The sequence below is a fragment of the Streptomyces brasiliensis genome (assembly GCF_014647875.1).
Classification (GTDB): Bacteria; Actinomycetota; Actinomycetes; order Streptomycetales; family Streptomycetaceae; genus Streptomyces; species Streptomyces brasiliensis.
Genome location: NZ_BMQA01000002.1, coordinates 153,621 through 178,914, shown reverse-complemented (window position 1 = coordinate 178,914; position 25,294 = coordinate 153,621). Strand labels below are relative to the sequence as shown.

Sequence of the window (25,294 nt, the reverse complement as noted above, 5' to 3'; positions counted from 1 at the left end):
CACCTGGGGCGGAACGGGTGGGCACAACCACCCACAGTCGTGCACACGGCGACGGTGCCAGTGACTGGACCACCCGCGCCGTCCACCCCCGTCGCCCTCTAAAATCGCACGTCAGGGCAACCGCACCAGCAATAGATGGAGCCGCACCTCATGGCCGAGCACCCCGCCTACCCCGTAGGCCTCCGCCTGTCCGGCCGCCGCGTGGTCGTCCTCGGCGGCGGCCAGGTCGCCCAACGCCGCCTTCCGGCCCTGATCGCGGCGGGTGCGCGGATCACCCTCGTGTCCCCGGCGGCAACCCCCTCCGTCGAGGCCATGGCGGACGCGGGCGAGATCACCTGGGAAAGGCGGCCGTACGAAGAAGGCGACCTCACCGACGCCTGGTACGCCCTGATCGCCACCAGCGACCACGAGGCCAACACCACCGCCTCCGCCGAGGCCGAGCGCACCCGCGTCTGGTGCGTGCGCTCCGACGACGCCGACGCGGCCACCGCCTGGACCCCCGCGACCGGCCACAGCGAGGGCGTCACCGTCGCCGTCCTCGCCACCGACGCGCGCGGCCGGGACCCCCGTCACACCGCCGCCATCCGCGACGCCGTGGTCGAGGGCCTGCGCGACGGCACGCTCGTGGCACCCCACCACCGCACCCGCACCCCCGGCGTCGCCCTCGTCGGTGGCGGCCCGGGCGACCCGGACCTCATCACGGTCCGCGGCCGCCGTCTGCTCGCCGAGGCCGACGTCGTCATCGCCGACCGCCTCGGCCCGCGCGACCTGCTCGCCGAACTCCCGCCGCACGTCGAGGTGATCGACGCGGCGAAGATCCCGTACGGCCGCTACATGGCCCAGGAGGCCATCAACAAAGCCCTCATCGAGCACGCCGAGAAGGGCAGGTCGGTCGTACGGCTCAAGGGCGGCGACCCCTTCGTCTTCGGCCGGGGCATGGAGGAGGTCCAGGCGCTCGCGGAGGCCGGGATCCCCTGCACGGTAGTCCCCGGGATCTCCAGCTCGATCTCGGTGCCCGGTGCGGCCGGCATCCCGGTCACCCACCGCGGCGTCGCCCACGAGTTCACGGTCGTCAGCGGCCATGTCGCCCCCGACGACGAGCGCTCCCTGGTCGACTGGCCGTCCCTGGCGAAGCTGACCGGCACCCTCGTGATCCTGATGGGCGTGGACAAGATCGGGAAGATCGCGGAGACCCTCGTCGCCCACGGGAAGTCCCCGGACACCCCGGTCGCCCTGGTCCAGGAGGGCACGACGGCCGCCCAGCGACGCGTCGACGCGACCCTCGCGACGGTCGCCGAGACGGCACGCGCCGAGGACGTGAAGCCCCCGGCGGTCATCGTCGTCGGAGAGGTCGTGGCCGTGGGCCCGCGGACCGCTCCGACCCCCTCCGAGTAACCGCGGGTAACACAACCCGCTCCGAGCCGTTGGCACCACACCCAGAGCAAGGCAGTATCACCCTGTGGCCGATCTCATCACCGTCGAGGACCCCGACGACCCCCGCCTGCGCGACTACACGGGCCTGACCGACGTCGAACTGCGCCGCAAGCGCGAACCGGCCGAGGGGCTGTTCATCGCGGAGGGCGAGAAGGTCATCAGACGGGCCAAGGACGCGGGCTACGAGATGCGTTCGATGCTGCTGTCGGCGAAGTGGGTCGACGTCATGCGCGACGTCATCGACGAACTCCCGGCCCCCGTCTACGCGGTGAGCCCGGAACTCGCCGAAAAGGTCACCGGCTACCACGTGCACCGCGGCGCCCTCGCCTCCATGCAGCGCAAGCCGCTGCCCACGGCAGCCGAGCTGCTGCGCTCCGCCCGCCGGGTGGTGGTCATGGAGTCGGTCAACGACCACACCAACATCGGCGCGATCTTCCGCTCGGCCGCCGCCCTCGGCATGGACGCGGTCCTGCTCTCCCCGGACTGCGCCGACCCCCTGTACCGCCGCAGCGTCAAGGTCTCCATGGGCGCGGTCTTCTCCGTGCCGTACGCCCGCCTGGACACCTGGCCCAAGGGGCTGGAGTCCGTCCGCGGGGCCGGTTTCACACTCCTCGCGCTCACCCCCGACGAGAAGGCGAAGACCCTCGACGCGGCCGCCCCGCACCGGATGGACCGGGTGGCCCTGATGCTCGGCGCCGAGGGCGACGGCCTGTCCACACAGGCCCTGGTCGCCGCCGACGAATGGGTCCGCATCCCCATGTCCCACGGCGTCGACTCGCTCAACGTGGGTGCGGCGGCCGCGGTCGCCTTCTACGCGGTGGCGACGGGCCGACCCGAGGACTAGAGCCGCAGGCCGAGAGGCGGACCCGCAAGGTCGGGCCGCCTCTCGGTTCCCCGAACCGGCGCCTCAGCCCCCGCCGTTCACGGCCTCGACGCGGCGCTTGAGCCGGGCCAGGTTGGCCGGCATCTCCTTCCGCGCCTGGGGGCGCACGGCCAGCGGGACGAGGACCCTGCCGATGCCGTGGCCCTCGAAGTCGACGGCGATGGTGAGCCGGGACCGGGTGGCGGTGAGGGCGTCGACGGTGACATCGACGCGAGCCCGGATCGGTCCGTCGACGCCCTGAACCCCCCACGTCCTGGGCGGATCGATGTGCGTGAGCTCCGAGACGACCAGCCGGTCGGCGAAGCCGATGCGCCGCGTGGTGATGCATCGTGTGCCCACGGTCGGGGTGTCCTCGGTGTCCAAGTGGCCCTCCACGATGCCCTGTTGCCATTCGGCGAAGTGGTTCGGGTCGGTGGCGTAGGCGTAGACCTCCGATGCCGGCCGGTCCACCTCGGTGCTCGCAAGGATCCCGGCCATCACGCGCTCTTTGTGATCAGGGCGGCGTACCGCGACAGGTACAGCGGCCAGCCGGCGTCGCCGCCGACGCCCTCGGCGGTGGCCTGCCAGCCGGGGCCGTGCCGGTCGATGTTGCGGTGCTCCAGTTCCACCCGGGTGCGCCCGGGGCCCTCCGCGACGAACCGGATCTCCACCTCGCTGGCGTTCTCCGGGTCGGCCTCGAGCTGCCACTGCGGGCCGATGTCCCAGCTGAAGACCACGCGGTCCGGCGGCTCGTACGCCAGGACGCGTGCCCATCGGCACTCGCTGCCGTCGGTGCCGCGGTCATAGATGTGGCCGCCGACCTTGGGTTCGAACACGGTCTCGGCGATCGCCACGCCGAGCAGATTGTGCTCCGGCGGCTTGAAGTCGCCGAAGCGCTCGGTGAACACGGTGAAGGCCCGCTCGATCGGTGCCTCGACGACGATCTGCCGGCGGACCACCGCGGTCTCTGCCTGAGTCATGGATTCTCCTCGCCCGGTTGTTCGGCGGCTTCCTGGTAACCCTCCAGAGCTCGGCTCCAGAACGTGTCGAGCTGATCGCGCAGCGCGGCCACACCCACCGGGTCGAGCCGATAGATCCGGCGGGTGCCGGCCGCGTGGTCGGTCACCAGTCCCGCACTCTTCAGCACTTTCAGGTGCTGCGACACCGCCGGCCTGCTGACCGGCAGCGCGTCGGCGAGCTCGCCCACCGCGCGTGGCCGCTCGGCCAGGCATGCGATGATCGCGCGCCGGGTGGGATCCCCCAGCGCCCCCAGGGCGTCGCCCGTTGGAGCCGTCCCCGACGGCCTGGCCGACGCGCGCCCGTCCGGCCCGACGTCGATGCCGTAGTCGCGTTCGGTGGGTTCCTCGGTGAACTCGACGCCCAGGCCGCGCAGCGTCTCGTACGTCTTGCGGCAGTCGTCCGTGCTGAAGATGAGCGAGCCGCCCGTCGCCCCCTTGGTGACCAGCTCGCGGACCTGCTCGGCGGTCTCCTCGGACATCGCGGGCGGACCGGGCTTCTCCAGCAGGATCTGACGCTCGGGGTGCCCCGGGACGCTGACGGTGAGCCAGCGCATGAAGCCCAGGTCGACGTCGGCGGCCACCTCCAGGCCCAGCTTGCCGACGTAGAAGTCGACGGCCTCGTCCTGGTCGAGGACATAGATCTGTGAGTGCGTGATGGCTGTGAACATGTGCCCCACGCTACGGGCGGGCCCGCACGAAAACTTGTCCAGAACTGCTCGGATCACCGGGCGGGCCGGCTCCCGGCCGCGTCCACGCCTTCACGAAGCACAGTGGTACGGCCGCTGCCGTCGCCGCCCTGCGGTATTCCCGCGGCGACCGGCCGACGATGTCGCGGAACGTACGGCTGAACGTCCCCGGGCTGCCGAAGCCGACCTCGAAGCAGATGTCGGTGACGCTGCGACCGGTCTCCCGCAGCAGGAACATCGCGCGCTCCACCCGGCGCCGCTGCAGATAGCGGTGCGGCGTCTCGCCGAACGTGGCCCGGAAGGTGCGCGCGAAGTGCGCCGGGGACACATGGGCGATCCGCGCCAGCGCCGGCACGTCCAGCGGCTGCGCGTAGGCCCGGTCCATCGCGTCCCGGGCGCGCAGCATACGGCGATTGGTCTCCTCGACGGCGCGGCTCACCGGGCCATCACACCACGGACGGCCGCGACCGCTACAGTCCGGTGTCCGGCGGCACCGCGGGTGCGTGATGGTGTGTCGGCCCGCCCGCACCGCCCAGCCCGCGCGCCGGCCCCTGGCAGCCCTGGGCGAGGGCGATGCCGACGGCGACCAGCAGGGTCACCACCACGAACACGAACAGCCGCTGCCGCAGCAGCCGCGGATTGGCGGGCCGCCGTCCCGTCCCCGTGGTGCGCGGACCCGGCCGCCCGGCACCGCTGCGCGGCGCGGGACGGCTCCCGCTGCTGGAGCGCGTGGTGCTGCGCCCCGCCGGCGTCGGCCGCGCACCGCCGGGCCGTGGCGGGACACTCGCGCCGTTCCGTGCCGCGCTGCCGCCGCGCGCCGGCGTACCACCCCGTGCCGCGCCGCCACTGCGGGGCACGGGCGTGCCCGGCGTGGGCTGCGGGCGCCGCTGGGCGCGCTGCTGCTCCGGGTACGTCTCGCTGAGCCGCCCGGTCGGCCGGTCGGCCTCGCCGGTGCGCGGCGCGGGCGGCCGTACGTCGGCCAGGCCGTGTGCCTCGCGGGCCGCGATCTCCTTGAGCCTGAGCGACAGTTGGAGCGTGCTGGGTCGCTCCTCCGGGTCCTTGGCCAGACAGGCGCGGACCAGCGGGGCGAGCGCGTCCGGTACGCCGTGCAGCTGCGGCTCCTCGTGCACCACGCGGTACAGCATCACCTCCGAACTGCCGTGCCCGAAGGGCGAGTCACCGGTCGACGCGTACGCGAGAGTCGCGCCGAGCGAGAAGACGTCCGTGGCCGGCGTGACGGCGGCGCCGCGTACCTGCTCGGGCGCGAGGAAGCCGGGGGAGCCCACCGCCGTGCCGACATGGGTGAGCGTGGAGGCACCGGTCGCCCAGGCGATGCCGAAGTCGATGATCCGCGGCCCCTTCGGGGACAGCAGGATGTTGGACGGCTTCAGGTCCCGGTGCACGACGCCCGCCTCGTGCACGGCCACCAGTCCCTCGGAGAGGGCGGCACCGACCGCGGCCGCGTCGGCGGCACCGAGCGGCCCCTCGTCGGCGACCTTGTCGTGCAGCGAGGGCCCGGGCACGTACTGGGTGGCGAACCACGGTCGTTCGGCGTCCAGATCGGCCGCCACGAGCCGGGCCGTGCACCCGCCCCTGATCCGCCGGGCCGCCGAGACCTCACGCGCGAACCGCGACCGGAACTCCTGGTCCTCCGCCAGATCGGGCCGGATCACCTTCAGCGCGACGCGCTGCCCCTTCTTGTCCGAGCCCAGATAGACGACGCCCATCCCACCCGCGCCGAGCCGTCTGTGAAGCCTGAACGAGCCGACGACACGCGGGTCCTCGCGCCTCAGGCGCATCATCGCCATGTTCATCCCCGCTGACCGGTCCGTGTGACGTCGCACAGCTTACGTTTCCGCGGCCGCCCGCGCGCAGAGGCCGCGCCCTCTCGCGCCGATCGATTGTCAGTGCCGGGTGGGAGAATTGAAGGGTGGTCAGGAAGCCGCGCCGCACAGCGGCCTTGACCGTGTTGCGACTCCAACCGCCCGTCGAAGAAGGGGGATTGAGCGCGTGAAGGGTGACCGTGTGGAGATAGTCGTGGACGCGGGGGACACGACGCGGACGTACGAGGTGGTGGCCAGCAGGGCGGGCCGCCGGGTGGAGACGGCAGTGCGCCGAGGGGTGGTGGAAGTGAGCGAAGTCACCCGCAACGGGTCGGTGGTACGTACGGCACGCTTCATGGCGAACCGGGTGCTGGCCCTGGTCGAGCAGCCGGTGCCCCGCGAGGACAGCTCGGAAAAGCCCGGACACACCGGGCGGCCCCTCAGGGAAGACCCCGAGACCTAGGACCCGGTCTCCACCCAGGGGAGTACTCCGCGGGTGACGGCTCATCCTCCGGGAGGCCCGCGATTCGGTACGAGGGCATGACGTCCGCCAGGCCCCGCGAGCCTAGATTTGAGGTCAAGCGGCGGGTGCAGCACTCGTCCCCCGAGGTCAGACACCCGCCGCTGCCGAGACAACACAGACGGTCGGGAGAGGGACCATGGCCCACACGGCACCGCGGACACTGATCCGCACGCGGGAACGCACCGCGCTCCGCACCCGCCGCACGGGCCGCCGCCACCCCCTGGTGGCGACGCTCATGGCCCTTCCCCTGGCGGCCCTGCTCCTGCTCGTCTTCGACGGCTGGGAGACGGTGGCCACACAGGCGTCGTCCGTGGGCGTGATGCTGGGGCGCTGAGCGGCGACCCCAGGCCCGGAAGAGCGGTCCGGGCGGGGACATCCACCCATGAAACCCCGTGGGGACGGGGGTGCGGCGGACGGCACAAATGCCGGCGCAGCTGGGGAGCTGCGCCGGCATTGCTTTTCCCGAACGCTGCACTGCCGTAGCTGGGGCAGTCGTGCTGCAGGGGGGCCCGCCCGGGCAGCGGCCGGCGTGCCTGCCGTGGCTGCGGGGGCGCCCGCCCGGCAGCGGCTGACGCGCTTGCCGTGGCTGCGGGCAGTCGTGCCGCAGGGCGGCACGGGTGGGCGCAGCGGCACTCCGCGGGCGCGGGCAAGAGCCCCCACCCCCACAGGTCAACCCCGCGCACCTGACCAACGCCGGAAACGTACCCCCACCGCACCAGCCCGGCCCGCACATGACCCCGGCTCCCCTCAACCCCGTACCCTCGCCAAAAAACACCCCGCACCCACCCAGGACCCCCGTGCCCGCAGACGCAGCCGTACTCCACCGCCTCACCGCGAAAGTCACAGCCACCGCCCACCCCACCGGAGCCACCTGCGCCTGCCCCGCCCCCGCCACCCAGACCCTCACCCACCGCCCCGACGCCACCGTCGTCCGCCACACGAACACCGTCGCGAAGGCCCACGCCCCGGGAACCGACCCCACCGAGCTGACCCTCCGCCTCACCACGGCGGCCCGCCTCCCGGACATCCTCCTGGCCCCGCTCGCCACAATCCCCGCCGCTCTCGAAGACCGGCTCGTGACGTTCTGGCCGTACGGCATCCCCGTGAACCCTGACGACCCCGACGCCGCCCCCTGGGAAGCCGCCGCAACCCTCCTCGCCCATCTCCACCGAACCCCGCTCCCCACAACGTCCCGCTTCCTGCTGCCCCCGATGCGCGGCCCGCGTAAAGCCGCCAGGGCGATCGCCCGCCTCAGAGCCGCCCTCGACACGACGTGCACGCCCGCCGCACCCCCCGTCCTCGCCGCTTGGTGCGCCCTCCCCGCCTGGGCCCGCGCCGAAGCCCCCATGACCGGCGGCTCCACGACCGGCGGTCCCACGACCCTCTGCCACGGCGACCTCCACCTCGGTCAGCTCGTCCGGCACCCGGCTCCCCACGGACCCTGGCGCCTCATAGACGTCGACGACCTCGGCCCGGGCGTACCGGCCTGGGACCTCGCCCGCCCCGCCGCCTGGTACGCCTGCGGCCTCCTCCCGCCCGACGAATGGGCGCGCTTCCTGGAGGCCTACCGCACCGCCGAGGGCCCGGCCGTACCCCGCACAGGCGACCCCTGGCCCGCCCTGGACATCCCGGCCCGCGCCCTCACCGTGCAGACCGCCGCCCTCGCCCTCGTCAAGGCCCTCGCCGCGGACCGCCCGCTCGACGAGGTCGAGCAGGCCCTGGTCGACGCCTGTGCCCGAATGAGTTCGGCATCGCCGGAGTTGACGAACGGATTCCCGAAGTAGGGTGCAACCGACCGGGGCCGGACGGAGTCTGTCCTGGGGAAACACGAAGCAGGACCAACCGGCGAGGAGTTGAGCCGACCATGCAGTGTCCGAAGTGCCATGCGCCGATGCACACCTACAACCGCAACGGCGTCCAGATCGAGCAGTGCAGCGGCTGTCGCGGCATCTTCCTGGACTACGGGGAGCTGGAGGCGCTGACCCGCCTGGAGTCCCAGTGGTCCCAGCCCGCCCCGCCGCCCCCGCCCGCCCCGCAGGCGTACCCGGCTCCCTCCGCCCCCGCCTGGGGCGCCCCGCACGGCGGCCACCACGGTGGTCACTACGGCGGCCACCACCACAAGAGCTTCGGCCACATGCTGTTCTCCAGCTGATCCGACCCTCGCCCACGAAGAAGCCCCCGGCCGCAGGGCCGGGGGCTTCGGTGTGTGGACGATACTGGGATTGAACCAGTGACCTCTTCCGTGTCAGGGAAGCGCTCTCCCGCTGAGCTAATCGTCCGCGGGTCCGTGACCTGACGGTCACAGTCCGTGCGTGCGCGATACTGGGATTGAACCAGTGACCTCTTCCGTGTCAGGGAAGCGCTCTCCCGCTGAGCTAATCGCGCGGGGATCCTTACGGATCAAGATCCTTGCGGACCAGTGGACGATACTGGGATTGAACCAGTGACCTCTTCCGTGTCAGGGAAGCGCTCTCCCGCTGAGCTAATCGTCCTTGGAGGTGGAGACGGGATTTGAACCCGTGTAGACGGCTTTGCAGGCCGTTGCCTCGCCTCTCGGCCACTCCACCAGGAGTGTAGGGGATCGCGAGAACCCCCACTTCCTTCGAGCGGACGACGAGGCTCGAACTCGCGACCTCAACCTTGGCAAGGTTGCGCTCTACCAACTGAGCTACGTCCGCCTGTCTTTCCGGTCCGCTCCCGCGTCCCGGCGACGTGTTGAACTCTAGCGGATTCCCGGGCCAGCACAAAAACGCGTTTACGCAGCGTGCTGCGCTGCGCCCACCGGACGACGTGGTCAGGGCACCCGCGGGACACATCGGAGCCACCCCGACGACACCCACCCTAGACTCGACGGCGTGCTCCACCTCCCTCCGCTCGCCCGCTTCGGCGACCGCGTCGCCACCGGCCTGCTCGACGTCACCAGCGATCCCGCCGCCCTGGACTCCACGGGTTTCTGGGCCGTCTGCGCGGACTTCGAGGGCAGGCTGACCTGCGCCCGCTTCGCGGACGTGCGCGAGGAGCCGGTGCCCGCGCCGGTGCCGGGTCGGTGGCAGGGCCCGGCGGCGGACGGCTGGACGTCGTCCCTCGACCGCGCCGCGTACACCGCGGCCGTACGCCGGATCCGCGAGCACATCGCGGAAGGCGAGGTCTACCAGGCCAACCTCTGCCGCGTGCTCGCCGCGCCCGTCGACGCGGACGCCGACGTGGACGCCCTGACCGCCCTGCTGGCACGCGGCAACCCGGCGCCGTACGCAGGAACGATCCGGCTGCCCGGCCACGGCGTCGAGATCGCCACCGCGTCCCCCGAGCTCTTCCTGCGCCGCGACGGCCGTACCGTCGAGTCCGGACCGATCAAGGGCACCGGACGCACCGAGGCGGACCTGCTCGAGAAGGACTACGCCGAGAACGTGATGATCGTGGACCTGGTCCGCAACGACATCGGCCGGGTCTGCGCCACCGGCAGCGTGACCGTGCCCGACCTGTGCGCCGTGGAGAAGCACCCGGGCCTGGTGCACCTCGTGTCCACGGTCCGCGGCGACCTGCGCGACGACGCCGGCTGGCCGGAGCTCCTCACCGCCGCCTTCCCGCCCGGCTCGGTCACCGGCGCGCCCAAGTCCAGTGCCCTGAGGATCATCGAGGCGCTGGAGACGGTGCCCCGCGGCCCGTACTGCGGCGGCATCGGCTGGGTCGACGCGGACCGGGGCACGGCCGAGCTCGCCGTGGGCATCCGCACCTTCTGGATCGACCGTGCGGAGGACGTCCTGCGCTTCGGCACCGGCGCCGGCATCACCTGGGGATCCGATCCCGAGGGGGAGTGGCGGGAGACCGAGCTGAAGGCGTCCCGGCTGCTCGCGGTAGCGTCGGGGGCGTACTGGGCGAGTGGGGAGGAATCCTGAGGTGAAGATCTGGCTCGACGGTGGGCTGAGGGACATCGAGTCCGCCCGCGTCTCGGTGTTCGACCACGGGCTGACCGTGGGCGACGGCATCTTCGAGACGGTGAAGGCGACGAACGGGAAGCCGTTCGCGCTCACCCGCCACCTGGACCGGCTGACGCGCTCGGCGCGCGGCCTCGGGCTGCCCGACCCGGACCACGACGAGGTGCGCCGCGCCTGCGCCGCCGTCGTCGAGGCCAACCCCATGCCGCTGGGCCGGCTGCGCATCACGTACACCGGCGGCCACAGCCCCCTCGGCTCCGAGCGTGGCGCCCACGGCCCGACCCTGGTGGTCGCCCTCGGCGAGGCCGGCCGCCGCCCCGACTCCACCGCCGTGATCACCGTCCCGTGGGTCCGCAACGAGCGCGGCGCGCTCACCGGCCTGAAGACCACGTCGTACGCCGAGAACGTCGTCGCCCTTGCCCGCGCCGCCCAACACGGCGCCTCCGAGGCGCTGTTCGCCAACTCGGTCGGACAGCTCTGCGAGGGCACCGGCTCGAACGTCTTCGTCGTTGTCGACGGCGAGATCCACACCCCGCCGGTCGCCTCCGGCTGTCTGGCGGGCATCACCCGCGAACTGACCGTCGAGTGGACCGGCGCCAAGGAGACCGACCTGCCGCTGGACGTCCTCGAGCGGGCCGACGAGATCTTCCTGACGTCGACCCTGCGCGACGTCCAGGCCGTGCACCGCGTCGACGACCGTGAACTCCCCGGTGCCCCGGGCCCGGTGACCGCCAAGGCGATGCGGATCTTCGACGAGCGGTCCGGGGACGACCTCGACCCCTGAGCCGCGCGGAAAATCGGGCTGACGCGGGTCACCCACGGCGGGTAGAACACCCCTGATGACCACGACCCTGCGGCCGACCGAGCCGCTCCAGCGTGCCGCCGACGGAGGGCTGTCGCGCCACTACCAAGTGTGCGTGAACAGCCGCCCCGTCGGCGCGGTCCACCTCACGACCCACCCCGTCTTCGGCCCCGCCGTCGCCTCGATCCGCGATCTGCGCATCGAGGAACCGGACCGCGGGCGGGGCCGGGGCGCAGTCGCCGCCCTTGCCGCCGAGGAGGTGGCACGCGGCTGGGGCTGCACCCGCATCGAGGCCCTGGTGCCCGCTGAGGCCGAGGCGGCCCTGCGTCTGGCCACGTCCCTCGGCTACGTCCACCGCAACCGCGGCATGGAGAAACGCCTCGGCGGCACGGCGCCCGCACTTCCCGAGGGCAGCCGGGGCAGGCCCATGACCGAGGCGGAGTACGCGACGTGGCACGCCGACAGCCTGGCGGGCTACGCGCAGAGCTGGATCGACCGGGGCGTGCCCGAGGCCGAGGCCCGGAAGAAGTCCGAGCGGGACCACGCCACGCTTCTGCCCCAGGGCCTGGCCACGGGGAACATGCTCCTGAGCGTCCTGGAACACGAGGGCACCCCGGTCGGCACCCTGTGGGTGGCCCTGAGCGACAAGGCGTACGTCTACGACGTCGAGGCCGACGAACGCTTCCGCGGCCGGGGGCACGGCCGCTCCCTGATGCTCCTCGCGGAGGCCCAGGCGGTGACCGCGGGCAAGGACACGATCGGCCTCAACGTCTTCGCGGGCAACACCCCGGCCGAACGGCTCTACGAGTCGCTGGGCTACACCCCGGTCGCGTACGCCATGTACAAGAACCTGCTCTGAGGCCGTCGGCATCGGGCGAACACGCGCTCCCCGCCCCGCACGTGCGCCGTGGTCAGCCCTGCTCGGCGAGCAGTCGGTCGGTGATCTCCTCGATGCGCCGGCGGAGGCCTTCCTGGCTCTTGCCACCGTCGAGGCGTTCGCCGCCGATGACGTAGGTCGGGGTGCCGGTCACGCCGATCGCCTTGCCCTCGGCCTGATCGGCGTCGACGATCAGGATGTGCCGCCCGTCGATCAACGCGGTGTCGAACTCCTCGGCGTCCAGGCCGAGTTCACGGGCGACCTCGACCAGGAAGGGTTCTCCCGCACGGTCCAGCTCCTCGACGCGCCCGAGGACGGCCTCCACGTAGGCCCAGCCCTGCCCCTGCTCCAGCGCCTCCTCGGCGGCCTGCGCCGCGGCGAACGCGTGCTTGTGCTTCTCCAGCGGGAAGTGCCGCAGCCGCAGCTCCAGCCGGTCGCCGTAGCGGGCCCGCAGGGCGCGGAGGTCGTCCAGGGCGCTGCGGCAGTCCGGGCACTGCAGCTCGCACCACACGTCCAGGACGGGAGCGGGAGCGTCGGCGGGTACGGGGGAGGAGTCGTTCATGGACCCCAGTCTTCCAGGCCGGGGGGCCGCGACCCAATTCACCGTACGGCGCAGAGGCGCGCCCGCGGCGTACGCCGGTGACCGGCACCTGGGGAGGAGGCGACCCGGAGATGTCCCTGATGTCCGCCCGGCCCATGGCACAGCGGGGAGGCGGCGGTGCACGATGGAGGGGACGAAGCGCAGCAGCGCGTTCCGCCTGCCCGAGCCCGCCTGGAGGACCGGATGATCGCCGAGACAGTCTGTTCCGCCGTGTCCGCGGCCGGCCTCGGCATCGCGGCGGTCACGGCCTACCGCAAGCGGTTCCTGGCGGCGGCGCGCATCGCCGCCTACTCGCTCGTCCCGGTCGGCCTGGTGATGACGGGTGTCGTCGGCTGGCTGGCCGACACCGCGTTCAGCCCCGCGGCCTGGGCGGGCTTCGGCGTGCTCGGCGTGGCGTGGGCCCTGTTCGCGACCACACGCGCCGTCGAACGCCGCCGCGGAGGCACCCGCGCCGAACGCAAGGCGGCCCGGAGCGCGCAGCAGCGCGACGGCGTGGCGCCCACGGCTTCGGCGCCCTCTCTGGGACCGGCGACCCGTCCCGCCACCCGGCCCGCGGCGGCGCCCCGTGCGAACTCCGCGGACGACTTCAGCGACATCGAGGCCATCCTCAAGAAGCACGGCATATGACCCCACCTGGGGCGTCGCCGGACGCGCGCCCCGAGCCGGTCGCATGACGCACTGGAACGACACAGAGCGACCTGGCGGCGGGCGGATGCGTGCGGGGCCCGGTCGGAACCGAACCGGACATCACGGAATTCGACGAACTCCCGCCTATTCCGGGCGTGTTGATCGCGCGCTGGGTACCCGCTGGGTCATCATCGCCGCGAGATGCTGGACACGACACAGAGCGAGGCCGCGCCGCCGGAGGACGAGCCGCGCGGGTGCCTCTTCGCCCTTTCCCAGCCACCGCTGATGATCTTCCTGGCGGTGATCGGGTGTCTGCTCCTCATGGCTGCGCTGCACGATCTGCTGTTGCTGTGAGCCGTACACGTCAGTCCCGGCGCCACCCGCCGGGCTGACGTCGGCATCGAGGAGCCCGCCGGGCGATCAGCCCGTCGCTTCCTTGCGCCTGGCCCGGTACGCGGCCACATGCAGCCGGTTCCCACAGGTCCTGCTGTCGCAGTAGCGCCGCGAACGGTTGCGGGAGAGGTCGACGAAAGCGCGCCGGCAGTCGGGCGCCTCACAGCGTCGCAGCCGCTCCTGCTCGCCGGCGACGACGAAGAACGCCAGCGCCATCCCGCAGTCGGCGGCGAGGTGGTCGGCCACTGAGGCGCCGGGCGCGAAGTAGTGCACATGCCAGTCGTAGCCGTCGTGGTCCGTGAGCCGGGGTGTCGTCCCTGCCGCGGCCACCAGGTCATTGATCATCCCGGCGGCGGACCGGGCGTCCGGGGCCGCGAAGATCCCGGCGAACCGCCCGCGGATCTTGCGCACGGCGGACAGATCGAACTCGGAGAGCAATCCGACATCGCTGATTTTGTGCATTCGTACGAAATTTTCGAGCGTCGCGACATCGGGCAGCCCGTCCGCCGCCGCCTCGTCCTCCGGCACGGTGTTCACCAGATCCACCACAGTGTCGAGCGCGCACCGGGTGTCGTGGGTGATCAGCACGTTTCGCTCCCTGGCCTGGGGGTCGGGCGGGCGCCCGCCGATGGTGGCCGATGGTAGTGGCTGCCTGCCCGTGGAACGCGTATGCGAGCCCACCGGTTCCCGGCCGTGCGCACGCCGACGCCGCCTCCGTGACTGGTCACGGCGACGGCGTCGGCGATGCCCTATGCGGTTGTCTAGGCCCGAGCCGTCTCCCCGAGTGGACGGCGCCGGGCGGCTTCGGGGGCGACCTAGCTTTCCGCCAGGATGTGCGAGAGCTCCTGATCCAGGTCGAAGTGCCGATGCTCCGTGCCGGGCGGCACGGCGGCGTCGGTTCGCTTCAGGAAGGACTCCAGGGCCCGCGCCGGGGCTTCGAGCAGGGCCTCGCCCTCAGGGGAGCTCAGGGCGATGCACACGACGCCCTGACCATGACTACGGGACGGCCAGACGCGCACGTCGCCGGTGCCGGTGGGCCGGTGAAGCCCCTCGGCGAGGAGGTCGCGGGCGAACACCCACTCGACGGTCTCCTCGGCTCCGGTGTGGAAGGTGGCGTGCACGGCGTAGGGGTCGGCCGTGTCGTACCGCAGGCCTGCGGGGACAGGCAGGGAGGACTCGCTCGACACAACGAGGCGCAGGTGCAGCTCGCAGCTGACCGTGGTGTTCATAAGCGCCAGGGCCTTTCGCTCAGTGTGCGCTCGGGGATTCGCACGTCGGCGAAATCGACATGCCACCTACGGTGCCGTTGTAAACCCCTCTGAGTGTTTTGCGTGTCTTTACGACACTCTTCCGGCCGAGATCCGGTACGCGAGGTACGACCATTCCGGTGACCGGTTTCACCGGGTAGGGTTTGGTCGTATGAATACGGGGAGTAACGAGCCGGGCGAGGTCGCCGTGGCACGGGACGAGACGGAGGGGCGCGAGGCGCTGGACGAACAGGGGCTCGGATCGAGGGCTCCCGCCTTCATCAGGGCGCGACGCGCCCTGCACCTCAGCTGGCAGGTCGGCGTCTTCGTGGTCGGCCTCGTGGTGGTGGCCGTCGGCATCGTCATGCTGCCCCTGCCCGGACCGGGCTGGATCGTGATCTTCGGCGGCCTGGCGATCTGGGCGACCGAGTTCGTCTGGGCGCAGCTCGTGCTCCGCTGGACCAAGCGCAAGGTCACCGAGGCGGCCCAGCGGGCACTCGACCCCAAGGTGCGCCGCCGCAACATCACGTTGACGGTGATCGGCCTGGTGATCGCGGCGGTCCTGGGCGGGATCTACGTGTGGAAGTTCGGCGTCGTGATGCCCTGGAAGATCAAGGACCAGTGAGCCGTCCGGCACGCGCGGGCACCGCCCCGCCGTGGTCGGAGGCACCCCCTGACATGGGGTAATCTTCTTCCTGCGCCCGGGCGATTAGCTCAGTGGGAGAGCGCTTCGTTCACACCGAAGAGGTCACTGGTTCGAACCCAGTATCGCCCACCCGGACATGGCGGCCCGCCTGCATTCGTGCAGGCGGGCCGTTGTCGTGTGCGGAGGGGTGGATCCGTTAAGCGGGTGCGCTGGGAGAAGTTCCGGAACGGGGCCGCGTGGAAATCCCCCGGACGCTTTTCGGAATTCCGTCGGATTTCTTCGGAAATACGACAAGAGAGGTGTTCTCGCCCACCTCAAATGCCATGTGCGGCAGGAAATCTGAGCGGGGATCACTTTTTGTGCCGGTGCCACCCGGGGCCTTCTCTCCATCAGGACGCCGCCCTGATGGACTAGTTCATCCTCCCCAGCACCTCCCGCACCCGCCGCATGTCCCGGATGCGCTGTTCGTACGTCGCCCCCACGGCGAGGAGCAGCAGCCCGGCGAGTGCCGGTGGCACCCAGCGGGGGAGCGCGTCGGCGACCTGCACCAGATACGGCGCCAGCTCGTGCAGCGCGTCCAGCACCAGCACGGAGCCGCCGAGGACGAGCGGGGCCCGGAGACGGTGGCGGGCACCCAGCAGGGTCACGGCCAGCGCCGCCCCGCCCAGGAGCAGCGGTCGCGGCCGGCCCTCGTCGTGCCACACCGCGACGAGGCTGGGCACGAGCGTCGCGGCCAGACCGGGTCCGTAGGCCGTCCAGGACCGGGCCGACGGATCACGGTGCCTGCGCCACGCGCCCACCAGCAGCGCGGGGACGGTCACCGGCAGGGTGTACGCCTCCGGAGTGCCGACGTCCCACGCCGCCAGCCTGACCCAGGCCGCCAGGACGAACAGGGCGGCAGCCACGAGGCCGAGGGGGCGGCGGTCCGGACGTACCGCCGTCGCGGCGGCGATCACCCCGAGCAGGGCCAGCACCACGGCCAGCAGCGGCGCGTCGGTGACGGCGAGCGCGAGGGAGACGAGTCCGGCGGCGGCGCCCGTCACCTCGGTGCCGAGCCGGGCCTGGCGGTCGAAGCGGGGCGCGAGCAGTGTCGCGGCCGCCGGGACGGCCAGGACCAGCAGGGCCGTGTACTGCGGCTGCCAGCCGGCGGCCGCGCCCGTGGCGCAGGCCAGCGCGGTCGCGTACACGAGGGCGGCCGGCGCCGTGACGGGAGCGAGACGGGGGCGGGCCGACGCCACCGCGAACAGCACGGTGAGGGCGGACAGTACGGTCAGCGTCGCGGTCCGGTCGGCCAGGGCGAGGAGGGCCAGGTCGCCGGAGGTGACCAGGGCGAGGAGCACGCCGGTGGGCGGGCGGAGCGGGGCGAGGAGTGCCGCCGCGGTCAGCAGGCCGGTCACCAACAGGTCCACCGTGTAGGGGAGCTGGAGGGTCGCGGGCACGGCGAGCACCGCCGCCCAGACCAGGACCGCCGAGCCCGTCAGGGCCCTCGGCCGCCACACCGGCTCGCGGACCAGCAGGGCCAGGGCCGCGGCGGCGACCATGAACACCACCAGACCCGGCCCGGCGTCCGGCGGCCACGGAGTGCCGGCGGTCACCGCGGCCCGCGCATCCACCGGCGCGCCCGACCAGGGGTGGGCAGGCAGCCCGAAGGGGCCGAGTACGACGACGGCGGCCAACGGGAGCGCCCAGAGCAGCGCGAATGCCTGCACGCCGACACCGGCCCACCCGAGGCCGAACCGCACCCGCTCGGGCATCCGCCCCCGGATGCCCGCCAACAGGCCGATGGCACAGAGCAGTTCGCCGACCATGGCCCACCCGTCGGGCACCGTCACCCGCAGTACACCACCGACGGCGGCGAGGAGAAGCAGACCGGCGAGGAGCGCGTTGGCGGTGACCAGGGAAGCGGGGCGGAACATCGGGATGGCGGGGGCGGGCGTCCGAGCGTGGAAGCCCGGAGGGGTGGTGCCCGGTATCGCCGAGTCGGCGGTGGCCCGAACCGGGTCCGCCTCGGTGGGTGCGTCCGTCGGTCCCGCGAGTGGCGGCGTCGGGATGCGCCAAGCCGCCGTCAGGGTGATCGCCGACGCGAACGTCAGGAGCGCCGCCGCACGGGCGGCGGCGCTCGGGCCGGGGGCCGTCCAGGACAGCCACGTGGCTGCCAGGACACCCCAGCCGCCCAGGCCGTACGCGCCGATCGTGGCGGCGATCCGTACGGAGCGCAGGGTCGGGGCGGTCGTGAGCAGTGCCACGGCCGCGTCGGCCGCCGCCGTCACCAGGAGCGCGGCCGTGCTGCCGTACGCACCCGCGTCCGCCGCGATCGCCCCGAGCGGCAGCGGAAGTTGGGCGGCGACCAGCGCGGCCGGGCGGGGCAGGCGCAGGGTGCCGAGCGTGGTGCCGTAGGCCGCCCACAGAGCGGCGAGCGCGGTCGTCGCGACGGCCGCGTACGCCGTGCCGTCCGTGCTCGTGAGGGCCGCCTCGTGCAGGGCGTAGGCGTCGAGGACCGTGAGGGCGAGCCCCAGCCCGGCCACCGCCTCGGCGGTCGAGCGCAGCCCGCGGTGCAGCAGCGGCAGCGGCGCCACGAGCGTCGCCAGCGTCACGGTGCCCAGCACCGCCGCCCGCCCGGCGATCCCCAGGTGCCCCCAGCTGACCAGCGTGAACGCCGTTGCCGCGATGGTCAGCAGTACGCCGCCCAGCAGGAGCAGCACGTTCTGCACGCGCGGGGCGGACGCCTCCGGGCGCGGGGCGAAGGCGGGCTCGGGACCGTGCGCGGCCGACTGCAGGGCCGTGACCAGCCAGGCCCGGCGCGCGAGCAACTGGGCGCGCCGGGCGTCCAGTTGGCGCAGCTCGGCGTCCAGGAACCGCAGCTCCTCGGCCGGGGGCGGAAAGTACGTCATGGCTGGGAGTGTGGCGCGGGTCACGCCGCACGCCATGAGTACGCGTACTCAGAACTTGCTCGGATTCCCGCAGGAGGCGCTGGGTGCGAGCGGCTGGGGGCACACTCCGGACATGGACTGGAACCACTACCGCTTCCGCACTCTGTGGTCCGTGCCCGCGCCGCTCGCGGAGGTGTACGCGGTGCTCGAGCGCGTCGAGGACTACCCGCGCTGGTGGCCCCAGGTGCGTTTGGTGACCCGGCTGAACGACTCCACCGGCGTCCTCACGATGCGCTCCCTCCTGCCGTACGACATCACCGTCACCGCACGCGAGGCGCGCCGCGACCCGGCCACCGGGGTCCTGGAGATCGCGATGTCCGGCGACCTCGACGGCTGGGCGCGCTGGACGCTCACCGCCGACGGGGCCGGCACCCTCGCCCGGTACGACCAGGTCGTGGACGTGCACAAGCCGATGCTCAGGAGATTCGCCGTACTCGGACGCCCCGTCTTCCGCGTCAACCACCGGCTGATGATGCGGGCCGGGAGGCGGGGGCTGTGCGCCCACCTCGAAGCGGTTTGAACGAAACCCGCCGGTCCCTGTATTGTTCAGTGCGTTCCCGGGCGATTAGCTCAGTGGGAGAGCGCTTCGTTCACACCGAAGAGGTCACTGGTTCGAACCCAGTATCGCCCACCGGGGAAAGCCGGTCCGCGTTGGCGGACCGGCTTTTTTGTGCTGCTCATGCCGCGGCCGGCAGGTCCGGGCGCAGGGGCCAGTCCTGGTTCACGGCTTCCTCCGAGCCGCTGCGCGCGAACCACGCCTGCAGGCCGCGCGCCTGGGCCGCGTGCCATGTCGCCTGGAGCGTGTGCAGCTCGGCCGGGGTCAGCCGCTCGAGCCGGGTCGCGAACCGCCGTCCCAGGGCCCGCACGACGTCGAGCGCGGCCAGTGCGTCCGCCGCCGCGTCGTGCGCGCCGTCCAGCGTGACGCCGTAGTGCGCGCACAGGTCGGTCAGTGTGCGCCGGCCCTTGCGGTAGCGGTCCAGATGCTTGTCCAGGACCCGCGGATCCAGCACGTGCAGCGGTGCCGTCTCGAACCAGCGGTCGAGCGACGACGCGCGGTGGCGGCGCAACTCGCGGTCCAGGAGCGTCAGATCGAAGGGAGCGTTCATCACCACGAGCGGCCGGTGCATGGCCGCGTGCTCGGCCAGTTCCTCGGCTATCTCGTACATCACCGGCGCCGGCCAGCGGCCGTTGCGCTGCAGGTGTTCCTCCGTCAGCCCGTGCACCGCCGTCGCCGCCTCCGGCACCGGCACGCCCGGGTTCACCAGCCAGCGGGACACCCGGGGCCGGGTGCCCGGGGCGTCCTGGACGACGACGGCGGCCGACACGATCCGGTCGGTCTCGACGTCCACACCCGTGGTCTCCGTGTCGAAGGCGGCCAGGGGCCCTTCGTACCAGCACGTCATGCCTACACAACTCCTTGTTCACCCACGGCAGCTGACGTCCCGTCTTCTGCCTGTTTGGTGATACCCGGGCTGTTTGCGCCGTACGCCGGAAGGACACAACAGGAGTACGGGTATTTGCAGTTCAGCGGCCCGTTGCGGGGATTCACTTGGCTTGGAAGGCTGTTTGGTCATGGCGATAGCGCAGCCCGAGCGGGGCGGGCTGCTGCCCGAACGCACGGGCCCCCATCGCGGCACACTCGCCACCACCGCCTGCATGGAGACACTGCAGGTCGGTTATCTGCACGCGGTCGCCGCCGCCGCGGGCTGCTCTCTGTCCCAGCCGTTCCCGGACAACGGCATCGACTGGCACGTCAGTCACGGCTCGCCGGGGCACACGGTCGACGACGAGGTCACCATCAAGGTGCAGTTGAAGTGCACGTACCAGATCGCACCCAACCCACCCGGCCGTTTCTTCTCCTTCACACTCGACAACGATCACCTGCGCAAACTCGCCCGCACCCCCGTCTCGGTGCACAAGATCCTGGTCGTCATGCTCGTGCCCCGGTCCCAGGACGACTGGCTGCGGGCCAGCCACGACCGGCTCGATCTGAGGCACTGCTGCTACTGGGTCAACCTGGCCGGTCACGCGATCACCGGACGGCACCGGACCACGGTGCGTGTCCCGACCTCGCGCATCTTCGACGACCGTGCGCTCTGCGAGATCATGACGCGGGTCGGGTCGGGAGGCAGACCATGAGGCACCGTCCGTACGAGGAGCCCCTGCGGGACGTCAGGCCCCATCCCGCCGACGAGGCCGGCGCCCACTGGAGTCAGCCGCCCGAACCCGCCGAGGTCGACCCCACCGTGCTCAGCGCCCTGCTGCACCGGCACGGCTGGCAGCGGCGCGGCGGCGCGCCGGGACGCTACGGCCGCTGGACCCCGCCCGGGCCGGGCGGCGGCGGGACCAGCCTGCTGGTGCCCGAGAGCCGCGCCTTCCCCGACAGCGACGACCTGCTCGGCGAGGCGCTCGTCGCCCTCTCCCGCAGCGGAACGCCCTCCGCGCGCGAGGTCCTCCTCTCACTCGCCGTGCCGAGCGACGAGATCCGCTGGTGGCGGGATGTGCCGACCGGTCCGGTGGGCGCGGCGCCGTGGACGCTCGAGGAACAACTGCGTACGGCCGCCCGGCAGACGCTCCTGGCGGGCGCGCTCGCCACACGCGCGTGCGCCGGCTACTACGGCGCCCGGCACCGCCGGTCGGCCGCCGCGATGCTGGAGCACGTCCTCGTCGGCTCGGCGGCGGGCGGCCGCAGCCTGACCGCGTTCGTGCCCGTCAGCGAGGGCCGGCCCCTCGCCGTCCGGCTCCACCAGGCCCTCTGCGCCGCCCGCGAGGCCATCGACTACCAGCGGGCCACCGGCGGCATGGACGCCTTCGACGGCGCCGTCGAGACCGGCGTCAGCCGTGAACTCACCGAGGCCCTGGTCACCCTGGTCCGTGGCACCGAGGGCGCCCGCATCGCCGTCGAGTGGGCGCCCGCCGCCGGTGTCCCCGAGGACTGCGCGGCTTCGGCCGAGCCCGTCGAGTTCTCGCCGGGCGACCTGCCCGTCCTGCGCGAGGCCGGGGTCCGCTTCCTGCGCGACGAACCGTCCGTCCCGGTCCGCATCACCGGCGCCGTGGAGCGGATGCGCAGGTCCGGGCCGCGCGGCGAGGGTGCCGTACGGCTGCGGGTCATCGCCGGCGCCGAGGTGCCGCACGTCCGTGTGCTCCTCGACGAGGAGGCGTACCGGATCGCCGGACACGCACACCTCGTCGGCCTGCCGGTGCGGGTGCACGGCCGGCTGGAGAGCCGGGGCGGGTTCCGGCGGCTGACCGGTGCCTCCGGGGTCGCGCCGGTACAGGTGGACGAGGCCGAGCGGGACCGGCTGATGAAGTTTCTTCAGGAGAACCTCGACTTCTTCGAGGAGGCCTGCAGCGGGGACGACTGCGACTGAGGGGGCACTAAGGGTGACCGTTTCGCGGTCGGCGGCGCCGGGTCGGTACGATCCGGTATTGCGCGCGCTCCTGGTACGGCGCCCGCATCCACCAGCAGTCAGGAGAGACCGGTGTCAGACGTCCGTGTGATCATCCAACGCGATTCCGAGCGGGAAGAGCGCACGGTGACGACGGGCACCACGGCCGCCGAGCTCTTCGCCGGCGAGCGCTCGATCATCGCCGCGCGTGTGGGCGGCGAGCTGAAGGACCTCGCCTACGAGGTCAGGGACGGCGAGACCGTCGAGGGTGTCGAGATCTCCTCCGAGGACGGCCTGAACATCCTGCGCCACTCCACCGCGCACGTGATGGCGCAGGCCGTGCAGGAGATCTTCCCCGAGGCCAAGCTGGGCATCGGCCCGCCGGTCAAGGACGGCTTCTACTACGACTTCGACGTCGAGAGGCCGTTCACGCCCGAGGATCTCAAGGCCGTCGAGAAGAAGATGCAGGAGATCCAGAAGCGGGGACAGAAGTTCTCCCGCCGCGTCGTGACCGACGAGGCCGCCCGCGAGGAGCTGGCCGACGAGCCGTACAAGCTGGAGCTGATCGGCCTCAAGGGTTCGGCGTCCAGCGAGGACGGCGCGGACGTGGAGGTCGGCGCCGGTGAGCTGACGATCTACGACAACCTGGACGCCAAGACCGGCGAGCTGTGCTGGAAGGACCTCTGCCGCGGTCCCCACCTGCCCTCGACGCGGCTCATCCCGGCGTTCAAGCTGATGCGCAACGCGGCCGCCTACTGGCGCGGCAGCGAGAAGAACCCCATGCTCCAGCGCATCTACGGCACTGCCTGGCCGTCCAAGGACGAGCTGAAGGCGTACCTCGACTTCCTCGCCGAGGCCGAGAAGCGCGACCACCGCAAGCTGGGCAACGAGCTGGACCTGTTCTCCATCCCGGAGCAGATCGGCTCCGGCCTCGCCGTCTTCCACCCCAAGGGCGGCATCGTCCGCCGCACGATGGAGGACTACTCGCGGCGACGCCACGAGGAAGAGGGCTACGAGTTCGTCTACACCCCGCACGCGACGAAGGGGAAGCTCTTCGAGACGTCCGGGCACCTGGACTGGTACGCCGAGGGCATGTACCCGCCCATGCAGCTCGACGAGGGCGTGGACTACTACCTCAAGCCCATGAACTGCCCCATGCACAACCTGATCTTCGACGCGCGCGGCCGCTCCTACCGTGAACTGCCGCTGCGCCTCTTCGAGTTCGGAACCGTGTACCGGTACGAGAAGTCGGGCGTCGTGCACGGCCTGACCCGCGCCCGGGGCTTCACGCAGGACGACGCGCACATCTACTGCACCCGCGAACAGATGTCGGAGGAGCTCGACAAGACGCTCACCTTCGTCCTCGGCCTGCTGCGCGACTACGGCCTGACCGACTTCTACCTCGAGCTGTCCACCAAGGACCCGGAGAAGTTCGTCGGCTCCGACGAGGTCTGGGAGGAGGCCACTGAGACGCTGCGCCAGGTCGCCGAGAAGCAGGGCCTCCCGCTCGTCCCCGACCCGGGCGGCGCCGCTTTCTACGGCCCGAAGATCTCCGTCCAGGCCAAGGACGCCATCGGCCGCACCTGGCAGATGTCGACCATCCAGCTCGACTTCAACCTGCCGGAGCGCTTCGACCTGGAGTACACGGGCCCCGACGGCTCGAAGCAGCGCCCGGTGATGATCCACCGCGCCCTCTTCGGCTCGATCGAGCGGTTCTTCGCGGTGCTCCTGGAGCACTACGCGGGCGCCTTCCCGGCGTGGCTCGCCCCCGTCCAGGCGCTCGGCATCCCGATCGGTGACGCGCACGTCGAGTACCTGGAGAAGTTCGCGGCCGCCGCGAAGAAGAAGGGGCTGCGCGTCGAGGTGGACTCCTCCTCGGACCGTATGCAGAAGAAGATCCGCAATGCCCAGAAGCAGAAGGTGCCCTTCATGGTCATCGCGGGTGACGAGGACATGTCCGCCGGCTCCGTGTCCTTCCGCTACCGGGACGGCTCGCAGGAGAACGGCATCCCGTTCGACGAGGCCATCGAGAAGATCGTGAAGGTCGTCGAGGAGCGGGCGCAGGTCTGACCGCGCTCACCACGAAGGCTCCCCGGGGACGATCACGTCTCCGGGGGCCTTTCGCCGGTCTCGGCGGCGAAGACCTGCAGCAGCCAGGACGAGAACGAGCCGGTGACCGCACCGAGCAGGGCCAGACCGCAGGCCATCACGAAGGCCGCGATCACCCTGCCGCCCGTGGTCACCGGTACGACGTCGCCGTAGCCCACGGTGGACAGCGTCGAGCAGGCCCACCACACGGCGTCCCCGAACGTCCGCATGGTCGTGCCCGGCGCGTCCCGCTCCTGCTGGTAGACGGCGAGAGCGCCGGTGAAGCCCAGCAGCACGGCGGAGATTCCCGCGTAGGCGATCACGCGCGCGTGCAGGGCGAGCCGGGGGAGGCCGCGCCGGTGCTGCATCGATTCGTAGATACGGACGATCCGCAGGGGGCGCAGCAGCGGCAGGATCAACACGATCGTGTCCAGCCAGTGGGTCCGTACGAAGCCCAGCCGCCGACCGCTGAGCCGCCAGCGTGCGGCGTAGTCGACGCCGAAGAGCAGCCACGCCGCCAGCAGGACCAGCAGCCACAGGTCGTCCCACGGCGTCCCCGGGCTTGGCGCCAGGACCAGGACCGCGTAGGCGCACAGGAATGCCATCGACGCGATGGTCAGAGGCATCTCGGCGCGCCGCTCCCAGCGGGCCTCGGGGCTGTCGTCGTGCACCGGGCAAGCTTGGCCCGGAATCCGGCTTCCCCAACCCTGCCGACACGCCGCGAACGGGCGAAGCCATATGCTGCCTAGCATGACGAGTGAGCCGGAGCAGCAGATCGGAGTGGGGACGCAGGACGCGTTCCAGCGCCTGTGGACGCCCCACCGGATGGCCTACATCCAGGGCGAGAACAAGCCCACCGGTCCGGGAGCCGACGACGGCTGCCCGTTCTGCGCGATTCCGGCCAAGTCCGACGAGGACGGGCTGATCGTCCGGCGCGGTGAGCAGGTGTACGCGGTGCTCAACCTGTACCCGTACAACGGCGGCCACCTGATGACCGTGCCGTACCGGCACGTCGCCGACTACACCGACCTGACCGGGCCGGAGACCCTGGAGCTGGCCGAGCTGACCAAGCAGGCGATGACGGCCCTGCGGACCGCCTCCGGCGCCCACGGCTTCAACATCGGCATGAACCAGGGCACGGTAGCGGGCGCCGGCATCGCCGCCCACCTCCACCAGCACATCGTGCCCCGCTGGGGCGGCGACACGAACTTCATGCCGGTGGTCGGCCACACGAAGGTCCTGCCCCAGCTCCTGGCGGACACCCGCAAGATGCTGGCGGACGCCTGGCCGACGGCGTGAGCGACTGAGTCGGCGCCTTCGGCCAAGGCCGATGTCCCAGCCAGGTCCGGCACCATCCAGCCCGTCCGGCCTTCGAGGGCGAGGCCGTCAGGCCGAAGCGGGGGCCTGGGGGG

General features: G+C 72.0%; 28 protein-coding genes, 7 tRNA genes and 2 pseudogenes. 20 read left to right on the top strand and 17 right to left on the bottom strand.

Annotated elements, in window-relative coordinates:
* The first annotated feature begins 150 nt into the window (after positions 1-150).
* Positions 151-1,395: a uroporphyrinogen-III C-methyltransferase gene (gene cobA, locus IEZ19_RS04475; RefSeq protein ID WP_189309657.1), complete on the top strand. Its 1,245-nt coding sequence runs from the start codon at positions 151-153 to the stop codon at positions 1,393-1,395.
* Positions 1,396-1,459: 64 nt separating this feature from the next.
* Positions 1,460-2,278: a TrmH family RNA methyltransferase gene (locus IEZ19_RS04470; protein ID WP_189309656.1), complete on the top strand. Its 819-nt coding sequence runs from the start codon at positions 1,460-1,462 to the stop codon at positions 2,276-2,278.
* A 63-nt stretch (positions 2,279-2,341) separates the two neighbouring features.
* On the opposite strand, the gene IEZ19_RS04465 is transcribed toward IEZ19_RS04470, so the two are convergent.
* The 6 genes and pseudogenes from IEZ19_RS04465 to IEZ19_RS04440 all read right to left on the bottom strand — a co-directional run bounded on the left by IEZ19_RS04465 (position 2,342) and on the right by IEZ19_RS04440 (position 5,815).
* The gene (locus IEZ19_RS04465) at positions 2,342-2,794 is read right to left on the bottom strand and encodes an SRPBCC family protein (RefSeq protein WP_189309655.1); all 453 of its coding nucleotides are present in this window, start codon (positions 2,792-2,794) and stop codon (positions 2,342-2,344) included.
* Positions 2,794-3,276, bottom strand: a complete 483-nt coding sequence (locus IEZ19_RS04460) for an SRPBCC family protein (RefSeq protein ID WP_189309654.1) — start codon at positions 3,274-3,276, stop codon at positions 2,794-2,796. Before IEZ19_RS04460 ends, IEZ19_RS04465 begins: the two co-directional genes overlap by 1 nt.
* Positions 3,273-3,569, bottom strand: a complete 297-nt coding sequence (locus IEZ19_RS04455; RefSeq protein ID WP_268248614.1) for an ArsR/SmtB family transcription factor — start codon at positions 3,567-3,569, stop codon at positions 3,273-3,275. Before IEZ19_RS04455 ends, IEZ19_RS04460 begins: the two co-directional genes overlap by 4 nt.
* 54 nt (positions 3,570-3,623) lie before the next feature.
* Positions 3,624-3,983: pseudogene (locus IEZ19_RS04450) on the bottom strand (VOC family protein); the annotation flags it as partial.
* 10 nt (positions 3,984-3,993) lie between these two features.
* Positions 3,994-4,407 (bottom strand): helix-turn-helix domain-containing protein, encoded by a 414-nt coding sequence (locus IEZ19_RS04445; protein ID WP_308428929.1) that lies wholly within the window; start codon positions 4,405-4,407, stop codon positions 3,994-3,996.
* Positions 4,408-4,471: 64 nt separating this feature from the next.
* Complete coding sequence (locus IEZ19_RS04440; RefSeq protein WP_189309652.1) at positions 4,472-5,815, bottom strand: serine/threonine-protein kinase; 1,344 nt, start codon at positions 5,813-5,815, stop codon at positions 4,472-4,474.
* Between the two features lie 196 nt (positions 5,816-6,011).
* Between IEZ19_RS04440 and IEZ19_RS04435 the strand changes: the two genes are divergently transcribed.
* The 4 genes from IEZ19_RS04435 (at position 6,012) to IEZ19_RS04420 (ending at position 8,499) form a co-directional block, all read left to right on the top strand.
* Positions 6,012-6,287, top strand: coding sequence for a DUF8836 family protein (locus tag IEZ19_RS04435; protein ID WP_189309651.1), 276 nt, complete (start codon positions 6,012-6,014; stop codon positions 6,285-6,287).
* A 196-nt stretch (positions 6,288-6,483) separates the two neighbouring features.
* Complete coding sequence (locus IEZ19_RS04430) at positions 6,484-6,681, top strand: hypothetical protein (protein ID WP_189309650.1); 198 nt, start codon at positions 6,484-6,486, stop codon at positions 6,679-6,681.
* A gap of 463 nt (positions 6,682-7,144) precedes the next feature.
* The gene (locus IEZ19_RS04425) at positions 7,145-8,131 is read left to right on the top strand and encodes a phosphotransferase (RefSeq protein ID WP_229839949.1); all 987 of its coding nucleotides are present in this window, start codon (positions 7,145-7,147) and stop codon (positions 8,129-8,131) included.
* A gap of 80 nt (positions 8,132-8,211) precedes the next feature.
* Complete coding sequence (locus IEZ19_RS04420; protein ID WP_189309648.1) at positions 8,212-8,499, top strand: TFIIB-type zinc ribbon-containing protein; 288 nt, start codon at positions 8,212-8,214, stop codon at positions 8,497-8,499.
* 55 nt (positions 8,500-8,554) lie between these two features.
* On the opposite strand, the gene IEZ19_RS04415 is transcribed toward IEZ19_RS04420, so the two are convergent.
* From IEZ19_RS04415 to IEZ19_RS04395, 5 genes are all read right to left on the bottom strand, one after another.
* A tRNA-Val gene (locus IEZ19_RS04415) sits at positions 8,555-8,626 on the bottom strand.
* Positions 8,627-8,660: 34 nt separating this feature from the next.
* Positions 8,661-8,732 (bottom strand) — tRNA-Val (locus IEZ19_RS04410).
* Between the two features lie 35 nt (positions 8,733-8,767).
* Positions 8,768-8,839: transfer RNA gene (locus tag IEZ19_RS04405), tRNA-Val, on the bottom strand.
* A gap of 1 nt (position 8,840) precedes the next feature.
* Positions 8,841-8,914: transfer RNA gene (locus IEZ19_RS04400), tRNA-Cys, on the bottom strand.
* A gap of 38 nt (positions 8,915-8,952) precedes the next feature.
* Positions 8,953-9,025, bottom strand: a tRNA-Gly gene (locus IEZ19_RS04395).
* A gap of 177 nt (positions 9,026-9,202) precedes the next feature.
* Here IEZ19_RS04395 and IEZ19_RS04390 point away from each other — a divergent pair.
* Genes IEZ19_RS04390 through IEZ19_RS04380 form a run of 3 tightly spaced genes read left to right on the top strand, consistent with a single transcriptional unit; the run spans position 9,203 to position 11,943 of the window.
* Complete coding sequence (locus IEZ19_RS04390; protein ID WP_189309647.1) at positions 9,203-10,243, top strand: chorismate-binding protein; 1,041 nt, start codon at positions 9,203-9,205, stop codon at positions 10,241-10,243.
* 1 nt (position 10,244) lies between these two features.
* Complete coding sequence (locus IEZ19_RS04385; protein ID WP_189309646.1) at positions 10,245-11,066, top strand: aminotransferase class IV; 822 nt, start codon at positions 10,245-10,247, stop codon at positions 11,064-11,066.
* Positions 11,067-11,121: 55 nt separating this feature from the next.
* A complete protein-coding gene (locus IEZ19_RS04380; protein ID WP_189309645.1) occupies positions 11,122-11,943 on the top strand; it encodes a GNAT family N-acetyltransferase in 822 nt (273 codons plus the stop codon).
* A 52-nt stretch (positions 11,944-11,995) separates the two neighbouring features.
* Here IEZ19_RS04380 and IEZ19_RS04375 read toward each other — a convergent pair whose 3' ends face one another.
* On the bottom strand, positions 11,996-12,523 hold the full coding sequence (locus IEZ19_RS04375; RefSeq protein WP_189309644.1) for a DsbA family protein: 528 nt from the start codon (positions 12,521-12,523) through the stop codon (positions 11,996-11,998).
* A 222-nt stretch (positions 12,524-12,745) separates the two neighbouring features.
* Between IEZ19_RS04375 and IEZ19_RS04370 the strand changes: the two genes are divergently transcribed.
* Positions 12,746-13,189: a hypothetical protein gene (locus IEZ19_RS04370; RefSeq protein WP_189309643.1), complete on the top strand. Its 444-nt coding sequence runs from the start codon at positions 12,746-12,748 to the stop codon at positions 13,187-13,189.
* Between the two features lie 201 nt (positions 13,190-13,390).
* Complete coding sequence (locus tag IEZ19_RS04365) at positions 13,391-13,543, top strand: hypothetical protein (protein ID WP_167414194.1); 153 nt, start codon at positions 13,391-13,393, stop codon at positions 13,541-13,543.
* 66 nt (positions 13,544-13,609) lie between these two features.
* Here IEZ19_RS04365 and IEZ19_RS04360 read toward each other — a convergent pair whose 3' ends face one another.
* Both IEZ19_RS04360 and IEZ19_RS04355 read right to left on the bottom strand, forming a co-directional pair.
* A complete protein-coding gene (locus tag IEZ19_RS04360) occupies positions 13,610-14,170 on the bottom strand; it encodes a CGNR zinc finger domain-containing protein (RefSeq protein ID WP_189309642.1) in 561 nt (186 codons plus the stop codon).
* A gap of 227 nt (positions 14,171-14,397) precedes the next feature.
* The gene (locus IEZ19_RS04355; protein WP_004002642.1) at positions 14,398-14,811 is read right to left on the bottom strand and encodes an SsgA family sporulation/cell division regulator; all 414 of its coding nucleotides are present in this window, start codon (positions 14,809-14,811) and stop codon (positions 14,398-14,400) included.
* Between the two features lie 190 nt (positions 14,812-15,001).
* Here IEZ19_RS04355 and IEZ19_RS04350 point away from each other — a divergent pair, with 190 nt between their 5' ends.
* The 3 genes and pseudogenes from IEZ19_RS04350 to IEZ19_RS53385 all read left to right on the top strand — a co-directional run.
* Positions 15,002-15,454: a TIGR02611 family protein gene (locus IEZ19_RS04350; protein ID WP_189309641.1), complete on the top strand. Its 453-nt coding sequence runs from the start codon at positions 15,002-15,004 to the stop codon at positions 15,452-15,454.
* 78 nt (positions 15,455-15,532) lie between these two features.
* Positions 15,533-15,604 (top strand) — tRNA-Val (locus tag IEZ19_RS04345).
* Positions 15,605-15,685: 81 nt separating this feature from the next.
* A pseudogene (locus IEZ19_RS53385) lies at positions 15,686-15,832 on the top strand (sugar ABC transporter substrate-binding protein); the annotation flags it as partial.
* Positions 15,833-15,885: 53 nt separating this feature from the next.
* On the opposite strand, the gene IEZ19_RS04340 reads toward IEZ19_RS53385, so the two are convergent.
* Complete coding sequence (locus IEZ19_RS04340; protein WP_229839947.1) at positions 15,886-18,366, bottom strand: SCO7613 C-terminal domain-containing membrane protein; 2,481 nt, start codon at positions 18,364-18,366, stop codon at positions 15,886-15,888.
* Between the two features lie 112 nt (positions 18,367-18,478).
* Here IEZ19_RS04340 and IEZ19_RS04335 point away from each other — a divergent pair, with 112 nt between their 5' ends.
* Entirely contained in the window at positions 18,479-18,925 is a 447-nt protein-coding gene (locus tag IEZ19_RS04335; RefSeq protein WP_189309916.1) for an SRPBCC family protein, read from the top strand.
* A 39-nt stretch (positions 18,926-18,964) separates the two neighbouring features.
* Positions 18,965-19,036: transfer RNA gene (locus IEZ19_RS04330), tRNA-Val, on the top strand.
* Between the two features lie 46 nt (positions 19,037-19,082).
* On the opposite strand, the gene IEZ19_RS04325 is transcribed toward IEZ19_RS04330, so the two are convergent.
* Entirely contained in the window at positions 19,083-19,808 is a 726-nt protein-coding gene (locus tag IEZ19_RS04325) for a 3'-5' exonuclease (protein ID WP_189309639.1), read from the bottom strand.
* 169 nt (positions 19,809-19,977) lie between these two features.
* On the opposite strand from IEZ19_RS04325, the gene IEZ19_RS04320 reads away from it, so the two are divergent.
* From IEZ19_RS04320 to thrS, 3 genes are all read left to right on the top strand, one after another.
* Positions 19,978-20,544, top strand: coding sequence for a DUF4365 domain-containing protein (locus tag IEZ19_RS04320; protein WP_189309638.1), 567 nt, complete (start codon positions 19,978-19,980; stop codon positions 20,542-20,544).
* A complete protein-coding gene (locus tag IEZ19_RS04315) occupies positions 20,541-21,776 on the top strand; it encodes a hypothetical protein (protein ID WP_189309637.1) in 1,236 nt (411 codons plus the stop codon). Before IEZ19_RS04320 ends, IEZ19_RS04315 begins: the two co-directional genes overlap by 4 nt.
* Positions 21,777-21,887: 111 nt before the next feature.
* On the top strand, positions 21,888-23,864 hold the full coding sequence (gene thrS / locus IEZ19_RS04310; protein WP_189309636.1) for a threonine--tRNA ligase: 1,977 nt from the start codon (positions 21,888-21,890) through the stop codon (positions 23,862-23,864).
* Between the two features lie 32 nt (positions 23,865-23,896).
* Here thrS and IEZ19_RS04305 read toward each other — a convergent pair whose 3' ends face one another.
* Positions 23,897-24,553, bottom strand: a complete 657-nt coding sequence (locus IEZ19_RS04305; protein WP_229839945.1) for a potassium channel family protein — start codon at positions 24,551-24,553, stop codon at positions 23,897-23,899.
* Between the two features lie 67 nt (positions 24,554-24,620).
* Between IEZ19_RS04305 and IEZ19_RS04300 the strand changes: the two genes are divergently transcribed.
* Positions 24,621-25,181, top strand: coding sequence for an HIT family protein (locus IEZ19_RS04300; protein ID WP_189309634.1), 561 nt, complete (start codon positions 24,621-24,623; stop codon positions 25,179-25,181).
* Positions 25,182-25,294 lie beyond the last annotated feature (113 nt).